The following is a 25,142-nucleotide window of genomic DNA, read 5'->3' on the forward strand; positions in this document are numbered from 1 at the left end:
GTTAAGAAATAAGTTTGGGCAATGGGTTTAAATTGAGGCATCCGGCAGGGATTGGGCAATGGCAGAGGCGGCCAACACCAAGAGAATCTCCTGATGGTGCAGACAACAGCCACATAGATAGGGAATGAAGCCTGCGGCCACCGTTCCCACCGGAGATTGAATCGCCTCAGCTTCCAAACGCACCAGACCCCGAATTTGTGGCACAGCTAAACCTAAGGGTTTCTCCCCCTGGGGGCGGATAATTGCGACCGTTAATTGGGGAACCTCTAAACTCAAGGCCGGTAAGCCCAAAAGCAAGGGTAAATCAATCACCCAAATCACCCGGTTACGATGGTTTAACAGACCCAAGACAACATTCGGCATATCTGGCATCACGGTGAGCTTAAAACCCGGCACGACTAACACTTCTTGGGTATCATCAGTCGCTAAAACAGCCGTGGTATCTGGGGTCAATTGCAGGCGCAAGTAGGGGTCTCCCAGGCGGCGTTGGGAGCGTTTTTCCCCCAGGCCTGGTAATTGCTCTAATCCCCCGCTCCAGTTCACAGATGCCGTTGTATCTCCCCCAGTTTGCATAAGCTTTGCCCAATTTCTCCTTTAGGTCACTGATTTCACAGCCTTAACAATGTCATCTCGATTAAAGGGTTTCGTCACATAGGCATCGGCCCCCTGTTTCATCGCCCACAGCCGATCCAATTCTTGATTTTTGGAACTACAGACAATAATCGGGAGTTTCTCAGTGCCAGGATTCTTCTTCAGACTCCGGCAGAGTTCAAAGCCACTCATCCCCGGCATCACCACATCCGTAATCACCACATCTGGCCTGAGTTGGGTCGCTTTATCGAGGGCTTCTTTGGCATCACTGGCATTGATCACAGAATAGCCACTTTCCTTGAGATAACTGTTAATTAACTCCATCTCTGAAGGCGTATCTTCCACCACTAAAACCGTACTCATTCCCGCAACCTCAAAAAAACAAATTAGAAACCAAAACGGTTCATCAAACCATCAACTTAACATTCAACATCCCAACCCTGGATCAACTGAGATATTGAAAGACCATTTTTAAGAGTTCCGATTGGGTAAATGGTTTAGTCATATAATCTGTCGCTCCGACTAATTTGGCCTTGGCCCGATCAATTAACCCCGTATTACCCGTGACCATAATGATCGGCGTGGTTTTCAATTGGGCATGGTTGCGAATTACCCTACAGAACTTGTAACCATCAATATTGGGCATCCCGACATCAAGCAAAATTAAATCCGGTTGAATCCGCATCACCTCCATCAACGCTTTAACCGAATCATTCAACGTAGTCACAGTAAATGTTTGATCGGACAAAAAGCGACTTAATTCTTGGAGCATCGTTGGGCTGTCATCAATACAGACAATTTTGAATTGCTTATGGGGGGTGTCTAAACTAATCAAGCTGCGATCACTACCTTCGCTGATATCCTCTGGGGGAACAATCGGCACTATGGCCTGGGACTGGTGATCAAGACGTGGTAATAAGTCAAAGGGGACTTGGGGTTCCCGCAGGAAAATTGTCCCATCCTGAATAAATGGATAGAGACTTTTAACGAGTTTTAATTCATTTTGGTTAGTGAGCACCGCCAAATGCCGAATACTGTAACCCCGGAGTAAGCTCCCCAGTCGTTGTTGTTGCTCTAGGGTTAAGCGTTGATGACCACGAGTTTGGGTGAATAAATAGGGTCGTTGAAAGGGAGAGGTGACTTTATCCTGAAAGGCCCGCCAGTGATTGAGGGTTGTTTGGGCCTGGGTTATTAACTCACTCAGGGGTAAGCTGGCCAAGATCAGCAAGGATGGGACGTTAATCAGTTCATGGTTTCCCACCGTAATCAGCAAAAAGGACTCTAAAACTTCTAGAGCTAGATTTTGCAACAATGTCCCAGCTTGAGATGGCTCTAAGAATCCCTCGGCATTTAACCAACAAATCGCTTCGTAGCTGGCTGTTGGTCCCCCTAAGGCTTCAAACTGGGTGCGGGCCTGGGTACGGACGTCTCGATTCAAGGCGGGGATGGTGTTACTGAGACGGCGTAAGTGACGTTCCAAGCGATCAAAAGGATCAATGCTATGGGTGGCAAAAAACAAATGCCCGGCCTGGAAATAAAATGACCATGTCACCCCCTGGCTTTGAACAGCTAAACAACCCGAACTCCCCGAATCTAGTAATTGCTGGAGTAAGCTCGTTGGCTGAACTGCCATTGATTTTTTAGGAATAGATTGTACCATCAGAACACCGCATATTGCCAAGTCAAAAGACTATAACTCAGTGGAAACAGCATCTTGTCTGAGGGAAAATTACCAGAGACGTAACGTTGTCATTATTCCCAAGCAAGAAGGGTGATCAATTCATATCCCCCAACTCCAACTTCATCAACATCAAACACACAAGAACGGGAAAATTGATGCATAACCCAGACTTAAACAGGCCTGGCTTCCTAAGAGGCGGATTAATCAATACCTAGCCCCACTTATGACAATCAGGTAAGTAATTATTAAGAGAATCTAAATAACCACTTCATATATAGCGAGTCATGGTGGTCATTTTTCAGTATCTTAACCAATCTTGACATTGATTAAAGTTTCGAGATATGAATGCACCACAGCCTCACATAGACAGCTTTCCAGGCCAACAGTCACCCTATTTATGTATGGAAATCGGATTAATAACCCAAATTTAAAATGGCATCTTCTTGATGAGTTGTAATCACGCTATCGGAGGTTGGATAAGCCGCGCAGAGCAACGCAAAACCAGCTTTTAACTCCTGGGCTTTCAGAAAGGTGTGATCAGACTGATCCAACGTTCCGCTGACAATTCGAGCCGCACAAGTGACACAGGCCCCAGCCCGACATGAATAGGGCAAGTCAACCCCCTGTATTTCAGCCGCATCCAAGATATATTCATCGGCTGGCACTTTAATTGTTTTCCGCAAGCCCCGGGCTTCATTCACTAGGGTGACGCTATAAACCCGACTGTGATCTCGTTTCATGAAACTTCTCCAAACTGTTAGATAGTCGTAACGAAGATGGTGCTGAATGTCCCATCTGAGGCATTAAGCATCCGCAAGGCAGGTATCACAAATTAATTCCCACTCTGCATTAATATCTATGACCCTAATTAAAAACACTAATGATGATGTCAGCGATACCTAAATCATGGCTCGACTGTCTAACCCTTCCTTGAGGAAAGAGCAGTTCATCATTCCTGCGGCAAATTAGGATAAAAATTTATGAGTGCTGAAAGATATCAACCCCTCAGAGCTAGATGATTCCCCAAAACAGGCAAAATACTTAACTAATTCACCCTAAAGTATCATGATTTCCTGGGAACGGGATCAGAATTATTTGTAAAACTTAATAATCATTCTAATAAATATCGCTTATTTAGTGTTCAACTGTGATGTGAACTCTGTTAATCCCTGGCAATCTTGAACATCCTACTGAGGACAAATTTTTTTAGAGCTGCTGCCTCAGCGGATGGAGGGATAATTCCATAATTCCTTTGTTTGCCTCCCAAGCCCAACTTTCTAATCCCCCTAATCCCCTTGGGGTAACTCTTGCCAGAGAGTAGTTGTTTGCCGCAGACTGCAAAATTCTCCCTGTCCCAAAATCAAATGATCCAAAATTGGAATGCCTAATAATTGTCCACCTGCGAGTAACTGGCGAGTCAAACTGAGATCCGCCTGACTGGGATCAAGGTTGCCTGAGGGATGATTATGGGCAATCACCATCCGATTTGCGCCTCGCCGGATGACTTCCCGAAAAATCTCCTTGGGATGGGCGATGGTTTCAGTAGCACTGCCAATACTAATAATCTGATGTCCTAACAGCCGATGCCGAACATCCAATAACAGCACCCCAAATCGTTCGGTTGTCTCCCACATCATCTCCTGGGATAAAACGGCAGCCGCTTGACTCGGTTCGCTAATAATGGTTTGTTCCCCAGGCCGGGCCTGGAATACCCGCTTCCCCAACTCTAGAGCCGCCAAAATTGTAGTTGCCTTGGCTGGCCCAACCCCTGGAATCTGCATTAATTCCTCTGGTGTAATATCCCGCAGGGGCAGTAACGGATCCGGCTGGTTCTGGCTGAGTTTTTGAAGTATATATTGCCCCAATCCCACTGCCGATAGTTTGCCCGGCCCCTGCCCTGTGCCCAAGAGAATCGCAATCAACTCTGCGGCTGTCAGAGCGCGAGAACCCTGAACTATCAGCTTTTCGCGCGGCCGATCACTGGATGGTAAGTCAGCAATTCGCAAATGATAGGTCATTTTACACCATACCGAGGACCGTTTTTTCTAAAGAATATCCTGAAAATCTACTATCGGGTTCTCAGGAGAAATGAACCTGTCCCATTTTGCTTTACTGTCCTCAACATCATGAAAAATCTTTTTGAGACTTAATCCAAAGTTAATACACTGATTACCTTGACTCAGCCAGGGAGATGCTAAGTTCATTTTGGTGTAGTGGGTAAAGTTTGGGCAAAGCTCCTATGCCACAGTGAATCTACTAGAGGGACATAGCTAGATTACAGCCCTTTGACGAGAGCCAATCAAATAACCCCTGCTAATGATCTCAATAATTTATTTTTATTTCAGAGGGTTATTGCATAAAACTCTCATCAACTATGTTATAAAAGCTACTGTACCCTTGTAGATTATTTTTTGCCCAGTTCGAGACTTTTTAGACTATGTGGTGTTACTGCATAAAACTCTTTTCCTAAGAGTTGAGTGTATTGAGGAGTGTTCAAGGAGAAATCTATGTCCCGTATTTTGTGGAAGCTACTAGCCACAACTCCAGTTCTTGCTTTAGGTGTGAGCAGTGGTGTTTACGCAGCTGAAACCAACTCAAGCTTATTACAATTGCCCCCTGAGGAATTAAATTCCGCCCCTACCAACCTAACCACATTGCCAGTGCAGCCTGTAGTTAATCTGGCCCAGAATCTGCCCGCAATGCGTTCTGCCCCTTCTGTTTCATCATTGGAAGCTGATCCATTGTCTGGTGGTTTGGCCCCTGCACCCACATCAACTCAAGCCCAAACTCAATCAGCTGTTGGCACCCGCTCACGGCAGTCAATCCCCCAAGTCACCTCTGTGAGCCAGTTGTCTGATGTTCGCCCTACGGATTGGGCCTATCAAGCTTTAGCCTCCTTGGTTGAAAAATATGGCTGTATTGCAGGCTATCCCGATGGCACTTTTCGGGGCAACCGGGCTTTGACCCGTTATGAAATGGCTGCGGCTCTCAACGCCTGCTTGGATGTGGTCAGTGATCGGTTTGCTACCAAAGAAGATTTGGCAGCCCTACAACGGTTGGCCCAAGAATTTGCCAACGAACTAGCCTTGGTCAAGGGTCGGGTTGATAATCTAGAAGGTCGGATTTCTAACCTAGAAGCCACTCAATTTGCGACTTTGACGAAGTTAAACGCCACTGTCATCTTCAACACCTCTGATATCTTGAGTGGACAAGTGGCTAACCCGCCTGGAACCGGGCCAGGTGGCAGTAACTTAGCAGGACGTAACATTGTTGATAACACAATTGTTAGTAATCGTGTTCGTTTAAACTTTGATACTAGTTTTACTGGTTCTGATTTACTGCGCATTCGTATTCAGTCTGGTAATGTCGTCAACTACTCAGCCTTGAGTCCATCTGGCTCTAGTGGTGGCATTCTTAATGCCTCTGGTTTGGCGGGAACAAATGCTGCTCGGTTGGCTTATGACGGAACAACCAATGGATTTGAGCTACACAAGTTGTTCTATCGCTTCTCGCCGGTGAAGAACCTAACAGTAATCGCTGATGCGAATGCCGGGGCCTACGAAGATAATATGTTCACCTTCAACCCCTTTTTCCAATCAAGTGATACGGGTGCTTTATCTCGATTTGGGCGGTTCAACCCGATTTATCGTATTTACGGTTCTAACCCTGCTGGGGCTACAATCAACTACAAATTCGCTGAAAACAAGGAAGCTGGCACCAGTGCTGATTTCACCTTGGCTTACTTGGGTGGTGGTACGAATACAGCAGGCTTTAACCGTAGTCCCGCCAACCCTAACCCCCCTGGAGGTCTCTTTGGTGACTCCTTTAGTGCGTTAGCTCAGATTTCTGTTCGCCCAATTAAAGACCTCGCCTTAGGTGTTACCTACGTTCGAGCCTTTGGGGTTGATCCGAGTGGCGGCACAGGAACATCTGGCTATACTGGGGCGGCTAACAATCCAACTGGTTCCGCTACTGCTACGGGTGGAGTTGGTAATGTTACCTCGGATAACGTTGGTTTCCAATTCACCTACAAGGTTATTCCTCAGTTCACCCTTTCTGGTTGGGCTGGCTATTCCAGCGTGAATCAGTCTCAAGGTTCCAACGTTGGTCGGAATGCTTCCTTAGTGAACTGGGCAATTACAGCTGCTGCACCTGATTTGTGGCAGAAGGGTGACGTGGCTGGTTTGATCTTTGGGCAACCCCCCCAAACCATCAGCACTAATTACACGGTTAACAATGGTGTGACTGCCTTTAATATGTACCACTTGGAAGGCTTCTATCGTTTCCAAATGAGCCGGAACATCTCCGTTGCCCCTGGGATCATTACCATCTTTAATCCCAACAACAATACGGCTAATGCCCCTATTGTTCTCGGGGTAATCCGCACAACCTTCCAGTTCTAATCTGGGATTGTTTGTTAGGACCTAGCTAAAACTTAAAACTTGAGAGGCCTCCAGGCCTCTTTTTTTATGTCAAGTTTTGACTAGCTGGGGATCATTGGGGAGAAACCCCCAGGCCGGAGCGGGAATATCCCCTACTAGTGATCCCCGCCTGAGCCTGATGATAGAGATCAAGGGTTTAGAGGTTATGGGTTATGGACTACATTTATCATCTCAGTAATGCAAGTCTAACCCTGAGAATTGTTCAATATCTGCATGAATATGCCAATTTGCCGATGCAGTTCATGACTGTGATTCATCAGGTAGATGGCTGGGTTGTCCGCGTAACGATGGCAATTCCCTTAACTGCTCAACAAGAAGGGGATTTTCGGGCTTACTTGAATGAGTTGGGATTTCCTTACACACCAAGTATTTCCTTGAAAATGGCCTTGTGGGCTCTGGAAACTGGGCAGTCCATGGTTGAGGTTATGCGGCGCTATCAGGTGGCGATTGTTTCCCACGGCCGGCCGGATCGAGCCGATATTGAAGAGTTTCGGAAGCAGTTTATCCAAGGCCTGGGCTATTGTCCGGAAACTTTGGCCTGAGAGTTTCTTAATGAATCTTGATGAGTTGTCAGGGGCGGAATTTATCTTGCCAGGCCTAAGAGATATTGAGAAGGGTGAATCGAATACAATCGGGCCCTTGCTTGTGGCAGTTGCAGCGACGCGCTTGACCGAGGCTGGCTTGGAAATTTCCAGAGACTCCCTGGCCCCAGAGCCAGAACTCACCTTGTATGCTCGTCTTGAAGGTAAGCGGGATGATGCTTACGTCTATTACGATGCGTTACTGAATCGCTTGAATAGCTTTTGCAGTGCCCTTGAACTTATCCGGTTCCCTTTGAGTTAATGGCTTCTAAAATGGGATCAAGCTCTAGTTGCCATTGATATTTTTCAAGTTTGCCTTGAGTTGGAGAAAGACTTAAATCTAGTTTTGATACGTTGCTCCACAGGATCAAGGCATCGGCTCCAGAAGGATAATATTTGGGCCGACGACCAGCTTCTTGAAATCCAAGTTTTTGATAAAGTCTCAAGGCTGCTTGATTGTCGGCTTCGACTTCTAAGGTAGCCCAGGCCCGCCCCTGCTGTAGTCCAAGTTTCAGCAAAGCCCAGAGAAGTAATGTCCCAAGTCCCTGACCTTGTTTTCCGGGGGAAACGGCCAAAAGAGTAATGTGGGTTTCTGCCCCAATTCCCCAGCTACAGCCTAGGCCCCAGAGGGGAGTTTCGCTCAATGGCGTTTGAGCATCAGGTGTGTAGCATCCCAAAACGGTGCTGATCGGATTATTAATTTCCAAAATGTATTGAGATTGGTTCCAGACTCCGCCTAAACTTTGTCGATCGAGAGCAGTGGCCGCAGAGACTTGCGCCAAGGTGAGGGGAGCTAGGGTCAGGATCGGCAACGGGGCGCTAGTTCTGAGGTTGGGTATTACATGGCCTGGGCAGGGGGTCTCCTCGTGGATGGAAGTGGGGTTTTAGAGCCTACCCAGAATAAGAGTAAACTAGAAGGTATTTCTCTGGTTTAACTACACCCTTGTTCCCAGTGACCTTAGGCTGTTTGCTATCCCGGCCTGGCTCTTGATGATTTTACTTTCTCTAAGCGTCTTACTACCATGACCCCTGCCACCCTTGCTACACAATCTTTGTCTGCTTTCCCCGATCTGTCCCAGGCCCCGACTAATCAACAATTGCTCCCCTTAACGGCTGAAACCAACGCCCAAGGACATTTAGAAGTGGGTGGCTGTGATCTGGTGGAGTTAGTAGCCCAGTTTGGTTCCCCCCTTTATGTCCTGGACGAGGAGACCTTTCGCCGGGCCTGTCGCGATTATGTTCAAGGTTTGCACGATCATTATCCAGGGGAGAGTTTAGTGCTGTATGCTTCCAAGGCCTGGAATTGTTTAGCCACCTGTGCCTTGGCTAGCCGGGCCGGATTGGGGATTGATGTCGCCTCTGGGGGAGAACTCTACACAGCCTTGATGGCCGGGGCTAATCCAGAAACTATTTATTTTCATGGCAATAACAAATCGCTCCAAGAACTAGCCCAGGCCCTCGAGATGGGGTGTACGGTCGTTGCCGATAACTGGCTGGAACTGACTCGGCTGGCAGAACTAGCGGCGCATCAATCCCCTGATCAACCCAAGCCCCGTGTCATGTTGCGGCTCACCCCAGGGATTGAATGCCATACCCATGACTATATTCGCACTGGCCAATTGGATAGCAAATTTGGTTTCGATCCCCAGGCCCTTCCCGACCTCTTTACCTTTGCCTTGGAACACCCTCAAATTGATTGGGTTGGGGTTCACGCCCATATTGGCTCCCAGATCTTTGAGTTACAACCTCACCAAGATCTAGCAAATACCTTAGCCGCCTGGTTTTCAAAAGCGGCCCGTCTTGGCTTGAATTTTCAAGAGTTCAATGTCGGTGGGGGCCTAGGAATGCGCTATGTCGAGGCCGATAATCCTCCCAGTATTCGACAGTGGACAAAATGGGTCGCCAACAGTGTCATCCAGGCCTGTAGATCCGAAAATATTCCCTTACCCAAGTTAATTTGCGAACCCGGCCGTTCGATTGCCGGCCCCAGTACTGTCACCGCCTACACCATTGGCACTCGCAAAGATATTCCGGGCATTCGGACGTATATCGCAGTAGATGGGGGAATGTCCGACAACCCACGCCCAATCACCTACCAGGCCCAGTACACCGCCGTGTTAGGGAATCGAATCCTGGAAACTCCGGATACAACGGTGACTGTAGCTGGAAAACATTGCGAATCAGGCGATATTCTCTTAAAAGATATTCAACTCCCCAACCCTCAACCTGGCGATACCCTTGTGGTTTTTGGCACAGGCGCGTACAACTACAGCATGGCTTCTAACTACAATCGTCTCACCCGTCCCGCCGCTGTGCTGGTCAAAGAGGGGAATGCCACCGTGATCCTGAAACGGGAAACCTATGCTGATTTGTTGCGTCAAGATGTGTTGCCCTCCGGCCTGGCTTAATCAATGGACTCTTTAGAGTATGGCCCCCCGCCTTGTCTTCCTCTCCCTGATTGGCTTTACTTGGCCGGCTGTCTCGCCGCGGGCCTGGTCGTTAGCCTTGACGTTAGTGGACATTGGCCTGGTCTTGGGGTTAACTTACATCGTTTTGTTAGTGATTGCCGAACGACGAACCCTTTGGATGGTGCGGGGCTTTATTTTTCTCATTTTTGCCGCGTCCATTAGTCGGGGCCTGGGTTTACAGTTTTTAGCCTTTGTCTTGAATAACTTGGTGGTTGGCTCGGCTGTAGCCATGGCGGTCATTCTCCAGTCCGAAATTCGCCGCTTCCTAGAGCAACTTGGGCAAGGTAAAGTGTTCCAGATTTTGAAACGTCAACCGGCCCCAACTCAGCGCGGCCAGACCACCCTAGATGCGATTGTGGAAGCTGTCAAAGCCTTATCCCAGAGCCGGACAGGGGCTTTAATTCTCCTCGAAACCGACACCATGCTCGATGCCCAAGATTTTACCGCCACAGGAGTCAGACTCAACGCCAGTCTCACTTCCGAATTGGTACAGACTATTTTTCAGCCAGCCACTCCCCTCCATGATGGAGCAATTCTGATTCGGGGATCGGAAATTGTTGCAGCCAAGTTAATTCTCCCCCTTTCCCAGCGGACTGGCCCTTGGCAATTGGGAACACGCCACCGGGCAGCAGTGGGCATTACCGAGCGAGTTGCTAACTGTCTATGTATTGTTGTCTCGGAAGAAACCGGCTCGATTTCCCTAGCCCAACGGGGTGAACTCAACCGTCCCCTGACTAGCAGTAAACTAAAGGAGCTATTAGCCCAACAATTTAACCAGGCCGGGGACAGCAATAGCCATCAACCTCAACGTGCAGCTAAGCGGCGGCGGTGGCAAATGGTATGGCCCATCCGTTGATCTCCCCCCTATTGGAACCCCCAATGACCACCCAACCCCAAACCCTAGCTGTTCTTCCCGATGATTTAGACCGAGAGCGTTTGCCCCGTCATGTGGCGGTGATCATGGATGGGAATGGCCGCTGGGCAAAGAATCGGCATTTACCCCGGATCATGGGGCATCAGCGGGGCGTAGATAGTCTGAAGGATTTACTCCGCTGCTGCAAAGATTGGGGGATTCAAGCCTTAACGGCCTATGCTTTCTCGACGGAGAATTGGGGCCGCCCCGTCCCAGAGGTGGAATTTTTAATGACCTTGTTTGAGCGGGTACTGCGGCGAGAATTGGCGGAAATGGTGGCAGAAGGAGTGCAAATTCACTTTGTCGGGGACTTGGCCTGCTTACCCGCATCTCTACAAGAAGAAATTAACTGGGCGATGGCGGCAACGGCCCACAATCAAAAAATTCAGTTCGTGGTAGCAACTAATTATGGCGGGCGGCGGGAAATTATCCAGGCCTGTCGGAGTCTCGCCCAACGGGTGCAACAGGGAGAACTACAACCGGAAGACATTGATGAGCGACAATTTGAACATCATCTTTACACCGCTGGCTTGCCCGATTTGGATCTATTGATTCGAACCAGTGGAGAAATGCGGGTCAGTAACTTTTTGCTATGGCAAGTAGCCTATGCGGAAATATATGTCACCGATACTCTTTGGCCCGATTTCGATCGCAATGCCTTCCATGAGGCCCTGCGAAACTTTCAACACCGTCAACGCCGCTTTGGTCGGCTCTAGGCGATTTGGGCTTGGGCAATGGCCAGCTTAAGATTGACTGGGGGCAGCTATCAATTATTGTTGCTAGCGGTTGATCATCTCTTGCCAGGCCGGGCTAGTATGCCAAAATTAAACAAGGTATTATTAGCCATCATGGATTTATTTAGCTTATTATTGGGCAACCCCCCATCCTAATCCATAATCATCAACAGCCCCTAGGAGAGAACCGGATGAGTATTGAGGACATCGTTGAACAGGCCCTACGCAATGGCTACCTTACCCCAACGATGGAAGCAGAGGTCGGGCGAATTTGTGACAAAGCCACCGAACTCAGTGTTGAAGAATACATGGCCCTGGATCGCTTGATGGGGGCCCTGTTGACCGGGCAGGTGGTCGCGGTTCCCCGCAAGCAATTTATTAATGTCATGGAAGAACTAGTCTTGACCGAAGCCATTACCCGGATTGCGATCATTGAATCGGAGCAGGACTGTGCCTTGGACTTGGGTGATATCGCCGCCTACGCGCTCAATCGCTTGCCCCCCCTCTATGCCACCACAGAAGAAGGGGCCAAATATCAACGGCAACGGGCCGAGGAAGAACTCGCAGATTTGATCAAAAACCAAGTGGAAGAGGCCATTAAAACCAACTCAGCCCGGCCCCAATTCCATCCCGAACGGGCTGCGATTGCTACGGTTTCTGGGAAAGAAGTCTTTAGTCAAGTGAGTGCCTTGCTCCAAAGCCATGCCCCAGACTATGAACAACCCGGTAAATAGTCCTCATCCCTAGCCCGGTTGAGTTTGAGTCCGACTGGTTAATCAACCCTGTAGAGTAATCATCTCGGTTGTGGCCGGCTCCCTCCCAATCTGGCATTTTTCCAATTCCTCTGCTTGTAATGACTATGGTTGCCCTCTCCCGACCGATTGCTCTCTATGACACGACCTTACGAGATGGGGCGCAGCGGGAAGGTATTGCCCTCTCCCTGGAAGATAAGCTGCGGATTGTCCGGCAATTGGATGGGCTGGGGATTCCGTTTATTGAAGGGGGCTGGCCTGGAGCTAACCCTAAGGATGTCCAGTTTTTCTTGCATCTTCAGGAAATTAAACTGACTCAGGCGGAAATTGTCGCCTTTTGTTCAACCCGTCGTCCCCATCTAACGGCCTCTGAAGATCCAATGTTGCAACCGATTTTAGCGGCTGGGACGCGTTGGGTCACGGTATTTGGAAAATCCTGGAATCTGCACGTCACTGAGGGGCTAAAAGCCAGCTTGGCTGAAAACCTAGGGATGATTAAGGATACTCTCCAATTCCTCACCTCTCAAGGACGGCGGGTGATCTACGATGCGGAACATTGGTTTGATGGATATAGCGATGACCCCAGCTATGCCTTCAGGACTTTAGAGGCAGCTATCCAGGGTGGGGCCGAGTGGCTAGTCCTGTGCGATACCAATGGCGGCACATTGCCGGATGAGATTAAAACCATTGTCCAGGCCGTGGCAACCTTTCTAGACCAATATCAACAGCAAAATCCAGCGCAACCCATACCAGGCCTGGGCATCCATACCCACAACGATAGCGGGGTAGCGGTAGCCAATGCCTTAGCTGCGGTTCAGAACGGGGCGCGCATGGTCCAAGGCACAATGAATGGTTATGGGGAACGCTGCGGCAATGCCAACCTCTGTACGCTGATCCCGAACCTGCAACTCAAATTGGGCTATGACTGTATTTCCCCTTCCCAGCTAGAAAAACTCACCCCCACCAGTCGCTTAATTAGTGAAATTGTCAACTTAGCCCCTGATGATCATGCCCCTTTTGTCGGGTTATCGGCGTTTGCCCATAAGGGTGGCATTCATGTCAGTGCTGTCCAGCGTAATCCCCGCACCTATGAACATCTAGAACCCCATCTAGTCGGCAACCAACGGCGGATTGTCGTCTCAGACCAGGCCGGACTCAGCAACATCTTGGCCAAGGCAGCCAGTTTGGGCTTGAGTTTGGATCGCCAACATCCGGCCAGTCGCGATATTCTGACCCAACTAAAACAATTAGAAAGCCAAGGCTATCAATTTGAAGCGGCTGAGGCCAGTTTTGAGCTGCTGATTCGGGATGCTTTGGGGCAACGCCCGGCCTGGTTTAGCTTAAAGGGGTTTGATGTCTCCTGTCGGTCTGGGGATTGGGGCACAACGGGCCTGGAAAGCCAATCCTTAGCCACCATCAAAGTTGCAGTTAACAATACAGAAATGCTCACCGCAGCAGAAGGAAATGGCCCCGTTTCGGCTCTGGATGCAGCCCTCCGTAAAGCCCTCTTAACGTTTTATCCAGCAATTGCCACCTTTCACCTGACAGACTATAAGGTGAGGATCCTAGATGGCCTGGCTGGAACCTCAGCGAATACCAGGGTTTTAGTGGAATCCAGTAATGGCCATGAACGCTGGACAACGGTCGGGGTTTCCACCAACATCATCACCGCTTCCTACCAGGCCGTCACCGAAAGCCTTGAATATGGCCTCCTCCTCGCCAGCAAAGAGACCGTATCACCGGAATTAACCTCGGTTTAATGCCCCCCAATGAACCCACTCGCCCCAACTCCCCCAGATTGGATTGCCCAGGCCAGCCATGCCCGTGGATTTGAATGTTCGCGTTGTGGAGCGGCCCCTAGTCAGGCCCAGGCCGTCTGGATTAACCGTCGCTCTCCCGTTTATACCGCCAATCATCAACGGAAATGGCAAGAGTTTTATCACTGTCAGTGTAGGTTTGTCTGGTGGGCCTGGAGTAGTGATCGCCCCCCTTCAGAATTGGCTCAACACCATCGCCCTCATCCCCTAGATCCATCAGCCCCAGAGGAATAACTGTAAAAGCCCTGAGAGCCTAAAACTGAAAGTAAGGCAGCGTCAAGCAACCTAAGAGAATTGCCTCTGTCCATTCCACAATCGCCCCATAAGTATCCCCCGTGTGCCCACCCAATTTTTGATCCAACCAGGCCCCCAGCCCAAAACTAACCAGTAAGCCCAATCCAAACAAGCACAGTAGGGAGGGCCAAACCGTCAGAGTTTTAGTCAACGGGTAAGCCATCACCAGGAACAGGGCGAGAATTCCCGGTCCAAAGTCTTGGGGAAACTGACAGGTTGTTTTATGAAAAGCACCTGTTCCTTCCGCTTTTAAGTAGGGATAACAGGCAATGGCCCAAACTTGTCCCCACCGCCCCCAGGCCATCACCAGTCCCAAAGCCCAAAATCCCGGAGCCGGTAACACTGCCAACGCCGTAATTTTTAAGCCGAGAATCAGAATCGCTGCCATCACGCCAAAGGCCCCCGTGCGACTATCGGCCATCACCACTAGCCGTCGACTCGGATCTAGGACGGCCAGGCCATCCGCGGTATCCATTGCCCCATCTAAATGCAAACCTCCCGTGAACCAGACCCAAGCCCCCACAACAGCCACCGCCCGCAAATTATCCCCTAGACCCAGGCCGGCTAATCCCCAGTTGATTCCCCCCAAGAGTAGGCCCAACACCAAGCCAACCCAAGGACACCAACGGGCAATGCCAGCTAATTCAATCGGCCAAGGGCGCGGTAACGACAGCGTTGTATAAAACACAATTGCCCCTAACCATTGTCGCCAAAGGTGTCCCATGAGTTCTTTAAGGCAAGGTTCTCGAATGCTACTTGGGAAAAGATAAAGGGTAAGCCAAGGTCTCTCAACTCTACAGGTGTTTGATCTGTTTCAATGGCACGACTTTAGCTAATGTACCCATGTCATTGAATTTTACGCCAACCATTAATTAAAGCTCTCCATCTGAAGACGATTCGTTCGCTGCATTCTGGGTGGCAGGGGTAAATTTGGCAGATGGAGCCGTAACCGGTCATGTGATAATACTTAATAATTCCGCAAATCCGATTCCGGCACTGTTTATTGAGGTTATTCTGACGATCCCTATGAGTCCTGAAGCTCTTCCCGATGCCTTAGATAGATATGAATGTCGCTCCTGTGGCTATGTCTATGAACCCCTCAAAGGCGATAACACCACTCAAGTTGCCCCCAACACTGCCTTTACGGATATTCCAGAAGAGTGGCAATGTCCCGTTTGTAAAGCCCGCAAAACCCAATTTAGCAATATTGGCCCAGTAGGCACTCCTTCGGGATTTAAGGAAAACCTGGGCTACGGCATTGGGGTGAATACCCTGACACCCGGCCAGAAAAACCTACTGATTTTTGGGGTGTTGCTTTTGGGCTTCCTATTCTTAATTAGCTTCTACGGCATTCAGTAACCTATCCCTAATATTTTTTAAGTTCTAATTCTAATTATTGAGGTTGAGCAAGACTTATGGGGCGTTTGATGCGACTGTGGCAATCTTTAGTCATGGGCCTGGTGGTGGTGCTGTTGTGTACCGGCTGTGGATTTCTACCATCCCTCGACTTTAATCCCTGGGAAGTTCTACAACTGCCAACCAAATCCACGGTCTTAGACCTCAGTTTTATCAACTCCAAACATGGCTGGCTTGTTGGCAGTAATGCCCTTTTGATGGAAACCCTAGATGGCGGTCGGACTTGGGAACCGCGCAGTTTGGCTCTGGATACTGAAGACTATCGATTTGCTTCCGTTAGTTTTTCTGGTTCAGAGGGGTGGATCACCGGCCAGCCTTCCGTTTTGCTCCATACGACTGATGGTGGGCAATCTTGGGAACGTTTAGCCCTCAGTGCCAAATTACCAGGCGCGCCCAATACAATTTTTGCCTTGGGTAATGGGAACGCTGAACTGACAACTGATATTGGTGCTATTTACCAGACTCAAGATCAAGGAAAAACTTGGCAAGCCCTGGTTCAAGAGGCCGTGGGTGTCGTTCGGAATATTTCCCGTTCCCCTGAGGGGCAATATGTGGCAGTTTCATCCCGGGGAAGTTTCTACTCCACATGGTCTCCGGGACAACCGGCCTGGGAACCCCACAATCGGACTAGTTCGCGGCGGGTTCAAAATATGGGCTTTGGTCAAGATGGCCAGTTGTGGATGCTCATCAATGGTGGCAATCTGAGTTTTTCCGAAGGCCGTGATTGGGAGTCCTGGACAAAACCGACGAATCCCCAAGTGGCTGTGAGTGTGGGGCTATTGGACTTGGCATACCGTACCTCAGAAGAAATTTGGTTGGCCGGCGGTAGTGGTAATTTGCTCTGTAGTACAGATGGCGGGAAAACCTGGAAGAAAGACCGGGATATTAACGAAGTTGCCTCCAACTTGTATAAAGTTCGCTTCTTTGGCCCGAATCAAGGCTTCATTCTGGGTCAGCAGGGGATTTTACTGCGCTATGCCTCAGAACTCCAGGCCAATACGACACCTGTGATCCCGGCCAGTTAGTTACTGGAAAAATCCCGAATGTGTGATTGTGAGGAAGCCCCTGGTTGCGTATCATATAGAATCATTGCCGATTGTGATTAATTTCTTATTTTTGGGAGGTATAAAAAGTGGCTGGAACTACGGGTGAACGCCCCTTCTCAGACATTATTACGAGTGTGCGCTATTGGGTCATCCACAGCATTACCATTCCGGCGTTGTTTATTGCGGGTTGGTTGTTTGTCAGCACTGGCCTGGCCTACGATATTTTTGGGACTCCTCGCCCTGACACCTACTTTTCCCAAGAACAACAAGCTGCCCCGGTGGTTTCCGATCGGTTTGAAAGCAAACAACAAATTAACGAGTTTCTCAAGGATTTAAACTAAGGCCCTATGACTAGCAACACTCCCAACCAAGAACCTATTTCTTACCCAATTTTTACAGTCCGTTGGTTAGCTGTGCATACCCTTGGTGTACCGACAATCTTCTTTTTAGGGGCCATTGCGGCGATGCAGTTCATTCAACGGTAATTTTGTCCAACTCCTGACCTGTTGGTCTTTTTGTTGACTTTACTTTAGGGTGTATTCAATGGAACCAAATCCGAATCGTCAGCCCGTTGAGCTAAATCGCACCTCCCTTTACCTGGGATTGTTGTTGATTTTTGTTGTGGCTTTGCTATTCTCGAGCTATTTCTTTAACTAATCCTTAATGTCCCTCTGGACGCGTTGACTGAAATGCCACCAGAGTCACTGCTTTGATCAATAAAAATAGAGTTTTAGGAGGTTTAACCGTGTTACAAAATGGTCGGATCCCCCTTTGGGTGGTCGCAACTGTGGCTGGAATGGGTGTGATTACAATTGTCAGTATTTTCTTTTATGGAGCTTACGCTGGCCTGGGTTCAAGCCTCTAGAGGCTAAGGCGAGTTGTAGCCTACTCAGACTAATTTCCTCAAAAATCTTAAGATCAACCAGGCCTGTCACGGGTCTGTTTTTTTTGCAGGTTTTTTTCCGGAAAGATTAGCTTAAGATAAAGGTGGCAAATCTAGCTGGTAGGGCCTGGCTGTGGCAGAACCTGATGAAATCAAGAAACAGCAATTTCTCTACCCGACCAGTCGGTATCAAGGTGAATTTAGCCCCCAAAATTTAGCCTTTAATGCCAACCTGCAAGAATTTGCCCAACGAATTGGCTATATTTGTAACTTAGAGACCGGGGGTAAGATTAGTCCCCAACAGGCCTACAAGGACATTAAAGAACTTTGGAAAATGCTCAAGCGCTCCAAAGCCGAACTCTTATCTGAGCCCAATACTCCTGACCCCCCAGAATCCGACTGAGCCGTTGCCGCAATTCACTGTGTTTAACCTATGTCTCGCCAATTTTCCCCGATGAGTTCTTTATGGGTGAGTTTAGCGACCCCCCCCCTACTTTGCGGAATTTTAGCGCAGGATATTTATTTAGATGTGATCCAGTCAGTCGGTAAAGCAAGTTTAGAAATTTTTCGGGGAGAACAGTTGCCACTGTTGAAGGTTTCTCTCTCCACCCAGGCCAAGCGCGAAGAGTGAACAATAAAAAACTAGCATAGTCGCTCCTCCAACTTTTTAGATTGAGTTTATCTTGGGCAATTCCCTAGGGAAACCATTGGGGATGAATACCCGGCCCAAGAGTTTGTGGGGGTAGCAGTTTAATCACTTCTCCCTGTTCGAGGGCTTGAATGGGTAAGAGGATGACTTGAAAATCCTGCTGTTGCCCAGGGGTGGTTTGATCAAAGACCAGGCCAGAGCCATCGGCGGCTAAACCAATCCCCAAGTTTTTCTGGCCAATCAGGTCTAAAATCGGCGTTAAATGCCCATCCCGAATATCTACCATGGCAATAAAAGACTGTTCGCGAAATTGTTCATCGGGGCGGAGGCGAGTCATTAGGCAATAGAGAACTTTTCCGCGGGGGTCAAAGGCGGCACTCAGGAGTGAACCCGTTGTTTTGAGCAGTTCCTTCGCCTGTCCTTGACTGTTAACCAAATAGAGGGAGCGGGTAAAGTCCGGGTTGAATTTGACCATTGCCGCATCTCGACCATCGGGGCTAAAGGCCAAGACCATCCCGTACTGGGGTAAGAAACTGAGCAGCTCGGCCTGTTGTTGCTTGGTGAGGGGGACAATGGCTAAACCCTGTCCTTGGGCCATGACCAAGTTTTCACTATCCGGGGCAATATGAAAATCTCCAGTGGCGGGTTGGTTGAGTTGCTGGGGGGCCTGGTCACCTTCAATCAGCCAAAGAGAGGCTTCGCCGCCAGCGGGGCCCCGTTGAATGCGTTGGATGACAAGGCGTTGCCCATCTTGGGATAACTCAAACTTGACCAGTTGATAGTCTCGATTGTCTAAAATCTTTGTTACTTCCCCAGGTGGTCGGGGGGAATGGGTTGGCTCTTCTGGGGGGGTGACGACCAGGCCAGTAGTGACGGTATAAAGCTCTGGGTCACCATTGCTCTGATCGCTGGGGGTAGCAGAAAAAAGAATTTTCTCGCCACTGGGGTAGAGTTGAAAGTCTAAAACATTAAGATTAGCCGGGGTAAGGGTCAGCTTTTGTTGCAGAGTTAAATTATTGAGAATCAGCTTGCCCGCCTCGGGGCCAGTCCCAATATAGGCAATGACCCGATCGCGACTGCGGAAAAATCCTGAGAAGGGTTCCATTTCGGGCTTGGCTGGTGGTTCAGTCGGAATATCAACATTGATTTGAAACCCCTGACCATAGGGAATAGGCTCAAGCAAGGTGTAAGCCAGCCGCCGCCCTGACCAACTGGTTTTACCGGGTAATGGGGGATCAATCGTAATCGCCTCGCTGATCAACTCCCAATCCATTTGCCGACTAAAGCTGAGGATAAAGGCTCGATCAGCAGCACCAATATCCCGATCCTGCCAAGTAAAATAGCGCACCCTTGGTAATGTTTGATCGCCCCCCCAGGCCAAGCCAGCAATCATCACCATGACCACAGTTATTAAACCGAGAGCAACTCGATCCAGGGGCTGCCACTTAAAAAACCAATGTTTGAGCATAAACTTACCCAGGGAAGTAAGAACGGGAACCCATAGTCCAGGTGTCCTGATGGCCGGTCAGCCCTAATCTTGATCCTAAGCCAGGATAGTCCCAGCATCTACCTCTCGACTCGTCCCAGCCCTTCCGGATCTCAAACTCCCCTAAAATTCGATGCCAGCTTGGGCCTTCACTCCCTGTTCTCGAAAGGGATGTTTAACGAGGGTCATTTCTGTCACTAAATCCGCCTCGGCAATGAGTTCTGGGGGTGCGCCTCGGCCAGTCAAAATCACGTGGGACGTTGCAGGCTTTTCGGCCAGGCCTTGGAGGACTTGTGAGACGGATAGATAGCCCAGTTTTAAAGCCACATTAACTTCATCAAGTAGCACGAGCCGAAATTCTGGATCGCTCACATAGCGCAAGGCCGTTGACCAGGCCGCTTGGGTGGTGGCAATGTCTCGCTGGCGGTCTTGGGTTTCCCAGGTAAAACCTTCGCCAAGGGCCTGAAATTCCAATTGTGGAGAAAATTTTTCGAGAATTGCTTTTTCGGCTGGCTCCCAGGCTCCCTTAATAAATTGGACAATTGCCACCCGATAGCCATGGCCCAAAGAACGCAACACCATCCCCAAGGCAGCGGTTGTTTTTCCTTTTCCATTACCGGTATGGACAATGATCAGCCCTTTCTCTAAACTCCGCTCGGCCACTCGCTGGGCCTGGACTTCCTTGCGGCGTTGCATCTTGGCCTGGTGCTGGGCATCCGTGATCATCAGCAACTAACCTTTTAAGGCTCGCGTAAAGTTTTGACGATAGGTCTTGTTCGTAATCATCACCGGCCAGAGTATTGTCAAGATAAACCGGGATTGAGAATAACTGGTGCGCTCAAACCCATTCCAGAACTTCCAGCTACCCGTCAAGTAGAGAATCACTAAAACCAGGCCAATTAAAGTTCCCATCGCCTTCTACTCTCAACCCTCAACTCTAAAGCTCAACCGAGCCACCCGCTGCTTGTAGTTTAGCCCGCGCCTGACGAAATGCTTGGGTAGCCTGGAACTTGGCCTGGCGGTTATCCCCTTGTTCAGCCTTAGCGAGTTGCTCCCTGGCCTGGGCATAGTTGGCTTTGGCAGTTTCTAGATCAATCGAGTCACCCCGCACAGCCCCATTAACCAAAACGGTTAGTTCATTATTCTCAACTTCAGCAAACCCACCCATCAAGGCAATGGAGAGCCAATCTTTGCCAGAGCGCACCCGCATTACTCCAGTTTCTAAGGCCGTGAGTAAAGGAGCATGATTGGCCAAAATCCCAAGCTGGCCGGTAGTGCTCGGCAAAATCACTTCTTCAGCGGGAGCATCCCAAACCGTTTTATCAGGCGCAATTACCCGGACAGTCATCACCATAGGTTTCGAGTTCCTTGTGCAAACAGTAGCGCAACAGGTTATTCAAACTAAAACGCAGGGATGAGCCGGCCCACCCCTAGAAAGTCAGAGCATCCTAACCTTTGAGTTTTTCGGCTTTAGCTTTGGCTTCTTCGATGTCACCAACCAAGTAGAAGGCCTGTTCTGGCAGATCATCGAGTTCGCCACTAAGGATTTGTTTGAAGCCCTTGATCGTATCAGCCAAGGTGACGTATTTACCCGGCGCACCCGTGAAGACTTCCGCCACAAAGAACGGCTGGGATAAGAACCGCTCCACTTTCCGGGCCCGAGCCACAATTAACCGATCTTCTTCCGACAGCTCATCCAGGCCCAAGATGGCAATGATGTCTTGGAGTTCTTTATAGCGCTGGAGTGTGGATTGGACAGCCCGAGCGGTACTGTAGTGCTCGTCACCGACAATCGAAGGCTGCAACATGGTTGAGGTTGAACCCAAGGGATCCACCGCCGGATAAATTCCCTTCGCTGCCAAGCCCCGAGAAAGCACAGTCGTTCCATCCAAGTGAGCAAAGGTGGTGGCGGGAGCCGGATCCGTTAAGTCATCCGCTGGCACATACACGGCTTGAATGGAGGTGATTGATCCTTCCGTGGTAGAAGTAATCCGTTCTTGGAGTTCCCCCACATCCGTCCCTAAGGTTGGCTGATATCCCACGGCGGAGGGCATCCGACCTAAGAGGGCTGACACTTCTGAGCCGGCCTGGACAAACCGGAAAATATTATCCACAAATAACAGCACGTCTTGTTTGCTGACATCCCGGAAATATTCAGCCATGGTCAAACCCGACAGACCCACCCGCATCCGCGCTCCCGGGGGTTCGTTCATCTGGCCATAAACCAGGGCAATTTTGGACGCATTGGGATCATCTTTGTTGATTACCCCAGACTCAATCATTTCGTTGTAGAGGTCATTGCCTTCCCGAGTCCGTTCTCCGACACCGGCAAACACCGAAACTCCACCGTGCTTGGTCGCAATGTTGTTGATCAATTCCATCATGATCACGGTTTTGCCAACACCCGCCCCACCAAACAGGCCGATTTTGCCGCCTCGACGGTAGGGAGTCAGGAGATCAATCACCTTAATCCCGGTTTCAAAAACAGAAGGCTTGGTTTCGAGTTCAGTAAATTTCGGCGCACTCCGGTGAATCGGGAGGGTATCTTGTTGGCTAACCGGCCCTTTTTCGTCAACGGGTTCGCCGAGGACATTAAAAATTCGGCCGAGGGTGACTGTCCCCACAGGTACGCTAATGGCGGCCCCAGTATCTACCGCTTCCATCCCCCGCACCAGGCCATCGGTGGTACTCATGGAGACGGCCCGGACTTTGTTGTCGCCCAAAAGCTGCTGGACTTCAAAGGTTACGGCCACATCTAGGCCTGCATCGTTTTTACCTTCCACCCGCAACGCATTGTAAATGGAGGGCATTTTACCGTTGGGAAATTCAATATCCACCACCGGGCCAATAATCTGCGTAATGTAACCCACATTGGCTCGTTCGACTGTTGTGACCATAACCTACGCCTTCTTACCTTTGATGATTGACTGAGTGCGAAACCCCAACTAAACAGAGAAGTTACGCAAATTGGGAAGTTACTGTGCCCGAAAACGCACCATCATTAACCCTATCACACGGGGATCCTCTCGATACATCCGAGCGGCAATGCAGGCTAAAAAACCTGGAAACCCAGGCCGGGGAGGGTTAAGCGATGACTTCAATTTCGTCTTCAAAAAACCAAGTGCTGCCTTCGCCCTCAAATTTGACAACCACACCGACCCCACTGCCATCGGTCATTTTGAACCCAGTAATCACGCCAAATTTGCCCAGTGTGTTGGCGACCCCTTGATTAACCCGATCGCGAATCCGACAGACGCGGACTTTTTGCCCAACTTCCATACTGCTTCCTCTGTGTTCTCTTCTGAAATCACGCCCCAGACCTGGGGAACTGCGCTTAAATCCTTGCTCATCCTACCAGGCCCGAATCCCCTTGACATAGAAATTTTAGAGCAGTCAAGAGTAATGTCGATCCTGCGGCCAGCACAATATTTCAGTCCACACTAGTTTCTCGATCATGGGTGACTGGATGGAAGTAATCATAAATTTGTTGGGCTAGGCGGGGGCCAATATTGGGAACAGCGGCGAGTTGGGCCAGGCTGGCCGTGCGGATAAAATCAATGGAGCGAAAGGTGGCTAAGAGTTGCTTTTGGCGGTGATAGCCCAGGCCAGGGATTTCTTCTAAGCGCGACCGCCGCATTCGATCACTTCGTTGTTGACGATGGAAACTGACGGCAAAGCGATGGGCCTCGTCTCGTAAGCGTCTTAATAGCTGCACTCCGGGTTGGTCTGGCTCTGTGAGCAGGGGTTGGGATTCACCCGGTAAAAAAATTTCTTCCCGTTGTTTGGCCAGGCTGACGATTTTGACATCTTCTAAAATGCCGCCATCTCGTAACACATTCACCACCGCCGAGAGTTGCCCTTTACCGCCATCAATCATGACCAGATCCGGCCAATTGGCATCCCCGACCCGCTCTTTGTTGGGATCATCAAGATACGTCCGAAATCGTCGTTGTAAAATCTCGGCTAAACTCGCAAAATCATCGGAATGGCCGGTTTTAACCTCTGGGTTGCGAATCTTATACCGCCGATAATGTTGTTTGGCGGGCAGACCATTGATAAACACCACCCGCGACGCCACCGCATCCGAGCCTTGAATATGGGAAATGTCATAGCCTTCAATCCGCTGGGGCAGTTCGGGTAAATCTAAGAGTTCAGCTAAATCCTTGAGGGCGGCGGTATTCCGGTCACTGACTTTTTGAGTACGGGCTAGTTCTAAGAGGGCATTGCGCTCCACCATTTCAATCAGTTCGGCCTTGGCCTGGCGTTGGGGAACGGTAATGGTGACTTTGCGCCCCTTGGCCTGGCTGAGATAGGCCGCTAAAAATTCAGCTTCTGGTAAGGCGGTTTGCACCAAGATTTCCGGGGGAATCTCGACCGGATCGGCCTGGGCATAATGTTCTTCTAAGACGCGCTGCAAAATTAAACCCGGTTGACCGGCCTGGGCATCAGCGACAAACCCTAACCGCCCGACTAACCGCCCTGAGCGAATTTGAAATAACTGAATACAGGCCTGGTGGTCATCGGCCGCTAAGGCAATGGCATCCCGCGACACCGTATCGTCCGAGAGGGAAACTTTTTGGTCCGCTCCGAGGTGTTTCAATCCGGCAATTTGATCCCGCAGCCGTGCCGCTAATTCAAAATTTAAGACTTCTGCGGCCTGATCCATCTGAGTTGTTAAGGTATCAATCAGTTCTCCTGTCCGCCCTTGGAAAATCATCGCCACCCGTTGCAAGGTTTTGCGGTACTCCTCCGGCGTAATTAGTTTTTGACAGACTCCGGGACAGCGGCCCATATCGTAATTGAGGCAAGGCCGATCCTTAAAGAGGGGCTGGGGGCGTTGGCGCAAGGGAAAGAGGCGTTTGATCAGGCCCAGGGTTTGCCGGAGTAACCTTGTATCCACATAGGGGCCGTAGTAGCGATCTTTTTCGGCTTCGCGGCGGCGTTTGCGGGTGATAAAAATCCGGGGATAGTCGTGAGACCAGGTAATACAGAGATAGGGATATTTTTTATCGTCCTTGAGCAAAACATTGAAATGAGGCTGATGTTGCTTAATCAGGTTAGCTTCTAGGGCCAGGGCTTCGGCTTCGGTGTCCGTGACAATAAATTCAATATCTGCGACTTGATAGACCATCAACTCCAAACGCGGCCCCAAAGTGGCAGGTTGGCGAAAATAGGATCGGACGCGATTTCGGAGGCGTTTTGATTTACCGATATAGAGAATTTGATCAGTCTTGTCCCGCATCAGATAAACCCCTGGCTCTAGAGGCAATTCTTTTAAGCGAGCTTCTAACTGCTCCCGATTTTTAAGTAGCGGCTCCGACATGGTGGACAGATGAAGGGTCGTCAAAGGTAGAACGTCAAGGCGGCAAAAAGCCCAGGCCTGGGTCTG

31 protein-coding genes are annotated in these 25,142 nt (G+C 49.7%); 17 read left to right on the forward strand and 14 right to left on the reverse strand.

Features of this window, described 5'->3' with window-relative positions; translation table 11 throughout:
- Positions 1–27 precede the first annotated feature (27 nt).
- From SYN6312_RS06645 to radC, 5 genes are all read right to left on the reverse strand, one after another.
- Complete coding sequence (locus SYN6312_RS06645; RefSeq protein ID WP_015124093.1) at positions 28–573, reverse strand: chemotaxis protein CheW; 546 nt, start codon at positions 571–573, stop codon at positions 28–30.
- Between the two features lie 21 nt (positions 574–594).
- Positions 595–954 carry a PleD family two-component system response regulator gene (locus SYN6312_RS06650; RefSeq protein ID WP_015124094.1) on the reverse strand — a complete coding sequence of 120 codons (360 nt, stop codon included), beginning with the start codon at positions 952–954 and terminating at the stop codon, positions 595–597.
- An 82-nt stretch (positions 955–1,036) separates the two neighbouring features.
- Positions 1,037–2,224: a response regulator gene (locus SYN6312_RS06655; RefSeq protein ID WP_253276427.1), complete on the reverse strand. Its 1,188-nt coding sequence runs from the start codon at positions 2,222–2,224 to the stop codon at positions 1,037–1,039.
- Positions 2,225–2,685: 461 nt separating this feature from the next.
- Positions 2,686–3,012, reverse strand: coding sequence for a 2Fe-2S iron-sulfur cluster-binding protein (locus tag SYN6312_RS06660; RefSeq protein WP_015124096.1), 327 nt, complete (start codon positions 3,010–3,012; stop codon positions 2,686–2,688).
- 546 nt (positions 3,013–3,558) lie between these two features.
- Entirely contained in the window at positions 3,559–4,290 is a 732-nt protein-coding gene (radC, locus tag SYN6312_RS06665; protein WP_015124097.1) for a DNA repair protein RadC, read from the reverse strand.
- 489 nt (positions 4,291–4,779) lie between these two features.
- Between radC and SYN6312_RS06670 the strand changes: the two genes are divergently transcribed.
- The 3 genes from SYN6312_RS06670 to SYN6312_RS06680 all read left to right on the forward strand — a co-directional run bounded on the left by SYN6312_RS06670 (position 4,780) and on the right by SYN6312_RS06680 (position 7,557).
- Complete coding sequence (locus SYN6312_RS06670; RefSeq protein ID WP_015124098.1) at positions 4,780–6,675, forward strand: iron uptake porin; 1,896 nt, start codon at positions 4,780–4,782, stop codon at positions 6,673–6,675.
- A gap of 191 nt (positions 6,676–6,866) precedes the next feature.
- Positions 6,867–7,256, forward strand: a complete 390-nt coding sequence (locus SYN6312_RS06675; protein WP_015124099.1) for a hypothetical protein — start codon at positions 6,867–6,869, stop codon at positions 7,254–7,256.
- A gap of 10 nt (positions 7,257–7,266) precedes the next feature.
- Positions 7,267–7,557 carry a hypothetical protein gene (locus tag SYN6312_RS06680; RefSeq protein ID WP_015124100.1) on the forward strand — a complete coding sequence of 97 codons (291 nt, stop codon included), beginning with the start codon at positions 7,267–7,269 and terminating at the stop codon, positions 7,555–7,557.
- On the opposite strand, the gene SYN6312_RS06685 is transcribed toward SYN6312_RS06680, so the two are convergent.
- Entirely contained in the window at positions 7,535–8,107 is a 573-nt protein-coding gene (locus tag SYN6312_RS06685) for a GNAT family N-acetyltransferase (protein WP_015124101.1), read from the reverse strand. The two genes, SYN6312_RS06680 and SYN6312_RS06685, sit on opposite strands and share 23 nt — an antisense overlap.
- A 210-nt stretch (positions 8,108–8,317) precedes the next feature.
- On the opposite strand from SYN6312_RS06685, the gene lysA reads away from it, so the two are divergent.
- From lysA to SYN6312_RS06715, 6 genes are all read left to right on the forward strand, one after another.
- Positions 8,318–9,703: a diaminopimelate decarboxylase gene (gene lysA, locus SYN6312_RS06690; RefSeq protein ID WP_015124102.1), complete on the forward strand. Its 1,386-nt coding sequence runs from the start codon at positions 8,318–8,320 to the stop codon at positions 9,701–9,703.
- 19 nt (positions 9,704–9,722) lie between these two features.
- Entirely contained in the window at positions 9,723–10,619 is an 897-nt protein-coding gene (cdaA, locus tag SYN6312_RS06695; protein WP_015124103.1) for a diadenylate cyclase CdaA, read from the forward strand.
- Positions 10,620–10,642: 23 nt separating this feature from the next.
- Positions 10,643–11,392, forward strand: a complete 750-nt coding sequence (uppS, locus tag SYN6312_RS06700; RefSeq protein WP_015124104.1) for a polyprenyl diphosphate synthase — start codon at positions 10,643–10,645, stop codon at positions 11,390–11,392.
- Between the two features lie 209 nt (positions 11,393–11,601).
- On the forward strand, positions 11,602–12,144 hold the full coding sequence (locus tag SYN6312_RS06705; protein WP_015124105.1) for a late competence development ComFB family protein: 543 nt from the start codon (positions 11,602–11,604) through the stop codon (positions 12,142–12,144).
- Between the two features lie 125 nt (positions 12,145–12,269).
- Positions 12,270–13,922, forward strand: a complete 1,653-nt coding sequence (gene cimA / locus SYN6312_RS06710; RefSeq protein ID WP_015124106.1) for a citramalate synthase — start codon at positions 12,270–12,272, stop codon at positions 13,920–13,922.
- A gap of 9 nt (positions 13,923–13,931) precedes the next feature.
- Positions 13,932–14,213, forward strand: coding sequence for a hypothetical protein (locus tag SYN6312_RS06715; protein WP_015124107.1), 282 nt, complete (start codon positions 13,932–13,934; stop codon positions 14,211–14,213).
- A 19-nt stretch (positions 14,214–14,232) separates the two neighbouring features.
- On the opposite strand, the gene cobS is transcribed toward SYN6312_RS06715, so the two are convergent.
- Entirely contained in the window at positions 14,233–14,997 is a 765-nt protein-coding gene (cobS, locus tag SYN6312_RS06720) for an adenosylcobinamide-GDP ribazoletransferase (RefSeq protein ID WP_015124108.1), read from the reverse strand.
- A 302-nt stretch (positions 14,998–15,299) separates the two neighbouring features.
- Here cobS and SYN6312_RS06725 point away from each other — a divergent pair, with 302 nt between their 5' ends.
- The 8 genes from SYN6312_RS06725 (at position 15,300) to SYN6312_RS06755 (ending at position 18,249) form a co-directional block, all read left to right on the forward strand.
- On the forward strand, positions 15,300–15,632 hold the full coding sequence (locus tag SYN6312_RS06725) for a rubredoxin (RefSeq protein ID WP_015124109.1): 333 nt from the start codon (positions 15,300–15,302) through the stop codon (positions 15,630–15,632).
- A 56-nt stretch (positions 15,633–15,688) separates the two neighbouring features.
- Complete coding sequence (locus SYN6312_RS06730; protein WP_015124110.1) at positions 15,689–16,714, forward strand: photosynthesis system II assembly factor Ycf48; 1,026 nt, start codon at positions 15,689–15,691, stop codon at positions 16,712–16,714.
- 107 nt (positions 16,715–16,821) lie between these two features.
- Entirely contained in the window at positions 16,822–17,076 is a 255-nt protein-coding gene (gene psbE / locus SYN6312_RS06735) for a cytochrome b559 subunit alpha (RefSeq protein ID WP_015124111.1), read from the forward strand.
- A 6-nt stretch (positions 17,077–17,082) separates the two neighbouring features.
- Complete coding sequence (gene psbF, locus SYN6312_RS06740) at positions 17,083–17,220, forward strand: cytochrome b559 subunit beta (RefSeq protein WP_015124112.1); 138 nt, start codon at positions 17,083–17,085, stop codon at positions 17,218–17,220.
- 58 nt (positions 17,221–17,278) lie between these two features.
- Positions 17,279–17,392 (forward strand): photosystem II reaction center protein L, encoded by a 114-nt coding sequence (locus SYN6312_RS18795; protein ID WP_071880525.1) that lies wholly within the window; start codon positions 17,279–17,281, stop codon positions 17,390–17,392.
- A gap of 88 nt (positions 17,393–17,480) precedes the next feature.
- Positions 17,481–17,600, forward strand: a complete 120-nt coding sequence (locus SYN6312_RS06745) for a photosystem II reaction center protein J (RefSeq protein ID WP_015124113.1) — start codon at positions 17,481–17,483, stop codon at positions 17,598–17,600.
- Positions 17,601–17,751: 151 nt separating this feature from the next.
- Entirely contained in the window at positions 17,752–18,021 is a 270-nt protein-coding gene (locus tag SYN6312_RS06750) for a hypothetical protein (protein WP_015124114.1), read from the forward strand.
- Positions 18,022–18,051: 30 nt separating this feature from the next.
- Complete coding sequence (locus SYN6312_RS06755) at positions 18,052–18,249, forward strand: hypothetical protein (protein WP_015124115.1); 198 nt, start codon at positions 18,052–18,054, stop codon at positions 18,247–18,249.
- Positions 18,250–18,313: 64 nt separating this feature from the next.
- Here SYN6312_RS06755 and SYN6312_RS06760 read toward each other — a convergent pair whose 3' ends face one another.
- The 7 genes from SYN6312_RS06760 to uvrC form a co-directional block, all read right to left on the reverse strand.
- The gene (locus SYN6312_RS06760) at positions 18,314–19,735 is read right to left on the reverse strand and encodes a hypothetical protein (RefSeq protein WP_015124116.1); all 1,422 of its coding nucleotides are present in this window, start codon (positions 19,733–19,735) and stop codon (positions 18,314–18,316) included.
- A 141-nt stretch (positions 19,736–19,876) separates the two neighbouring features.
- Complete coding sequence (gene cobO, locus SYN6312_RS06765; protein WP_015124117.1) at positions 19,877–20,479, reverse strand: cob(I)yrinic acid a,c-diamide adenosyltransferase; 603 nt, start codon at positions 20,477–20,479, stop codon at positions 19,877–19,879.
- Between the two features lie 6 nt (positions 20,480–20,485).
- On the reverse strand, positions 20,486–20,665 hold the full coding sequence (locus SYN6312_RS06770; RefSeq protein WP_015124118.1) for a hypothetical protein: 180 nt from the start codon (positions 20,663–20,665) through the stop codon (positions 20,486–20,488).
- A gap of 25 nt (positions 20,666–20,690) precedes the next feature.
- A complete protein-coding gene (gene atpC / locus SYN6312_RS06775) occupies positions 20,691–21,107 on the reverse strand; it encodes an ATP synthase F1 subunit epsilon (protein WP_015124119.1) in 417 nt (138 codons plus the stop codon).
- A gap of 94 nt (positions 21,108–21,201) precedes the next feature.
- Positions 21,202–22,650 (reverse strand): F0F1 ATP synthase subunit beta, encoded by a 1,449-nt coding sequence (atpD, locus tag SYN6312_RS06780; RefSeq protein WP_015124120.1) that lies wholly within the window; start codon positions 22,648–22,650, stop codon positions 21,202–21,204.
- Positions 22,651–22,837: 187 nt separating this feature from the next.
- Positions 22,838–23,032 carry a DUF2862 domain-containing protein gene (locus tag SYN6312_RS06785; protein ID WP_015124121.1) on the reverse strand — a complete coding sequence of 65 codons (195 nt, stop codon included), beginning with the start codon at positions 23,030–23,032 and terminating at the stop codon, positions 22,838–22,840.
- 151 nt (positions 23,033–23,183) lie between these two features.
- Positions 23,184–25,076, reverse strand: coding sequence for an excinuclease ABC subunit UvrC (gene uvrC, locus SYN6312_RS06790; protein ID WP_015124122.1), 1,893 nt, complete (start codon positions 25,074–25,076; stop codon positions 23,184–23,186).
- Positions 25,077–25,142: the final 66 nt, after the last annotated feature.

This window comes from Synechococcus sp. PCC 6312, from assembly GCF_000316685.1.
GTDB lineage: Bacteria > Cyanobacteriota > Cyanobacteriia > Thermosynechococcales > Thermosynechococcaceae > Pseudocalidococcus.

Coding starts and splice junctions, on each gene's coding strand:
- lysA (WP_015124102.1), top strand. CDS start 8,318: ATGACCCCTGCCACCCTTGCTACACAATCTTTGTCTGCTTTCCCCGAT.
- SYN6312_RS06675 (WP_015124099.1), top strand. CDS start 6,867: ATGGACTACATTTATCATCTCAGTAATGCAAGTCTAACCCTGAGAATT.
- SYN6312_RS06645 (WP_015124093.1), bottom strand. CDS start 573: ATGCAAACTGGGGGAGATACAACGGCATCTGTGAACTGGAGCGGGGGA.
- SYN6312_RS06705 (WP_015124105.1), top strand. CDS start 11,602: ATGAGTATTGAGGACATCGTTGAACAGGCCCTACGCAATGGCTACCTT.
- atpC (WP_015124119.1), bottom strand. CDS start 21,107: ATGGTGATGACTGTCCGGGTAATTGCGCCTGATAAAACGGTTTGGGAT.
- SYN6312_RS06655 (WP_253276427.1), bottom strand. CDS start 2,224: ATGGCAGTTCAGCCAACGAGCTTACTCCAGCAATTACTAGATTCGGGG.
- cdaA (WP_015124103.1), top strand. CDS start 9,723: ATGGCCCCCCGCCTTGTCTTCCTCTCCCTGATTGGCTTTACTTGGCCG.
- cobS (WP_015124108.1), bottom strand. CDS start 14,997: ATGGGACACCTTTGGCGACAATGGTTAGGGGCAATTGTGTTTTATACA.
- SYN6312_RS06725 (WP_015124109.1), top strand. CDS start 15,300: ATGAGTCCTGAAGCTCTTCCCGATGCCTTAGATAGATATGAATGTCGC.
- SYN6312_RS06785 (WP_015124121.1), bottom strand. CDS start 23,032: ATGGAAGTTGGGCAAAAAGTCCGCGTCTGTCGGATTCGCGATCGGGTT.
- cimA (WP_015124106.1), top strand. CDS start 12,270: ATGGTTGCCCTCTCCCGACCGATTGCTCTCTATGACACGACCTTACGA.
- SYN6312_RS06715 (WP_015124107.1), top strand. CDS start 13,932: ATGAACCCACTCGCCCCAACTCCCCCAGATTGGATTGCCCAGGCCAGC.
- SYN6312_RS18795 (WP_071880525.1), top strand. CDS start 17,279: ATGGAACCAAATCCGAATCGTCAGCCCGTTGAGCTAAATCGCACCTCC.
- SYN6312_RS06670 (WP_015124098.1), top strand. CDS start 4,780: ATGTCCCGTATTTTGTGGAAGCTACTAGCCACAACTCCAGTTCTTGCT.
- SYN6312_RS06730 (WP_015124110.1), top strand. CDS start 15,689: ATGGGGCGTTTGATGCGACTGTGGCAATCTTTAGTCATGGGCCTGGTG.
- SYN6312_RS06650 (WP_015124094.1), bottom strand. CDS start 954: ATGAGTACGGTTTTAGTGGTGGAAGATACGCCTTCAGAGATGGAGTTA.
- atpD (WP_015124120.1), bottom strand. CDS start 22,650: ATGGTCACAACAGTCGAACGAGCCAATGTGGGTTACATTACGCAGATT.
- cobO (WP_015124117.1), bottom strand. CDS start 20,479: ATGATCACGGATGCCCAGCACCAGGCCAAGATGCAACGCCGCAAGGAA.
- SYN6312_RS06770 (WP_015124118.1), bottom strand. CDS start 20,665: ATGGGAACTTTAATTGGCCTGGTTTTAGTGATTCTCTACTTGACGGGT.
- uvrC (WP_015124122.1), bottom strand. CDS start 25,076: ATGTCGGAGCCGCTACTTAAAAATCGGGAGCAGTTAGAAGCTCGCTTA.
- SYN6312_RS06660 (WP_015124096.1), bottom strand. CDS start 3,012: ATGAAACGAGATCACAGTCGGGTTTATAGCGTCACCCTAGTGAATGAA.
- uppS (WP_015124104.1), top strand. CDS start 10,643: ATGACCACCCAACCCCAAACCCTAGCTGTTCTTCCCGATGATTTAGAC.
- SYN6312_RS06680 (WP_015124100.1), top strand. CDS start 7,267: ATGAATCTTGATGAGTTGTCAGGGGCGGAATTTATCTTGCCAGGCCTA.
- SYN6312_RS06755 (WP_015124115.1), top strand. CDS start 18,052: ATGTCTCGCCAATTTTCCCCGATGAGTTCTTTATGGGTGAGTTTAGCG.
- radC (WP_015124097.1), bottom strand. CDS start 4,290: ATGACCTATCATTTGCGAATTGCTGACTTACCATCCAGTGATCGGCCG.
- psbF (WP_015124112.1), top strand. CDS start 17,083: ATGACTAGCAACACTCCCAACCAAGAACCTATTTCTTACCCAATTTTT.
- SYN6312_RS06760 (WP_015124116.1), bottom strand. CDS start 19,735: ATGCTCAAACATTGGTTTTTTAAGTGGCAGCCCCTGGATCGAGTTGCT.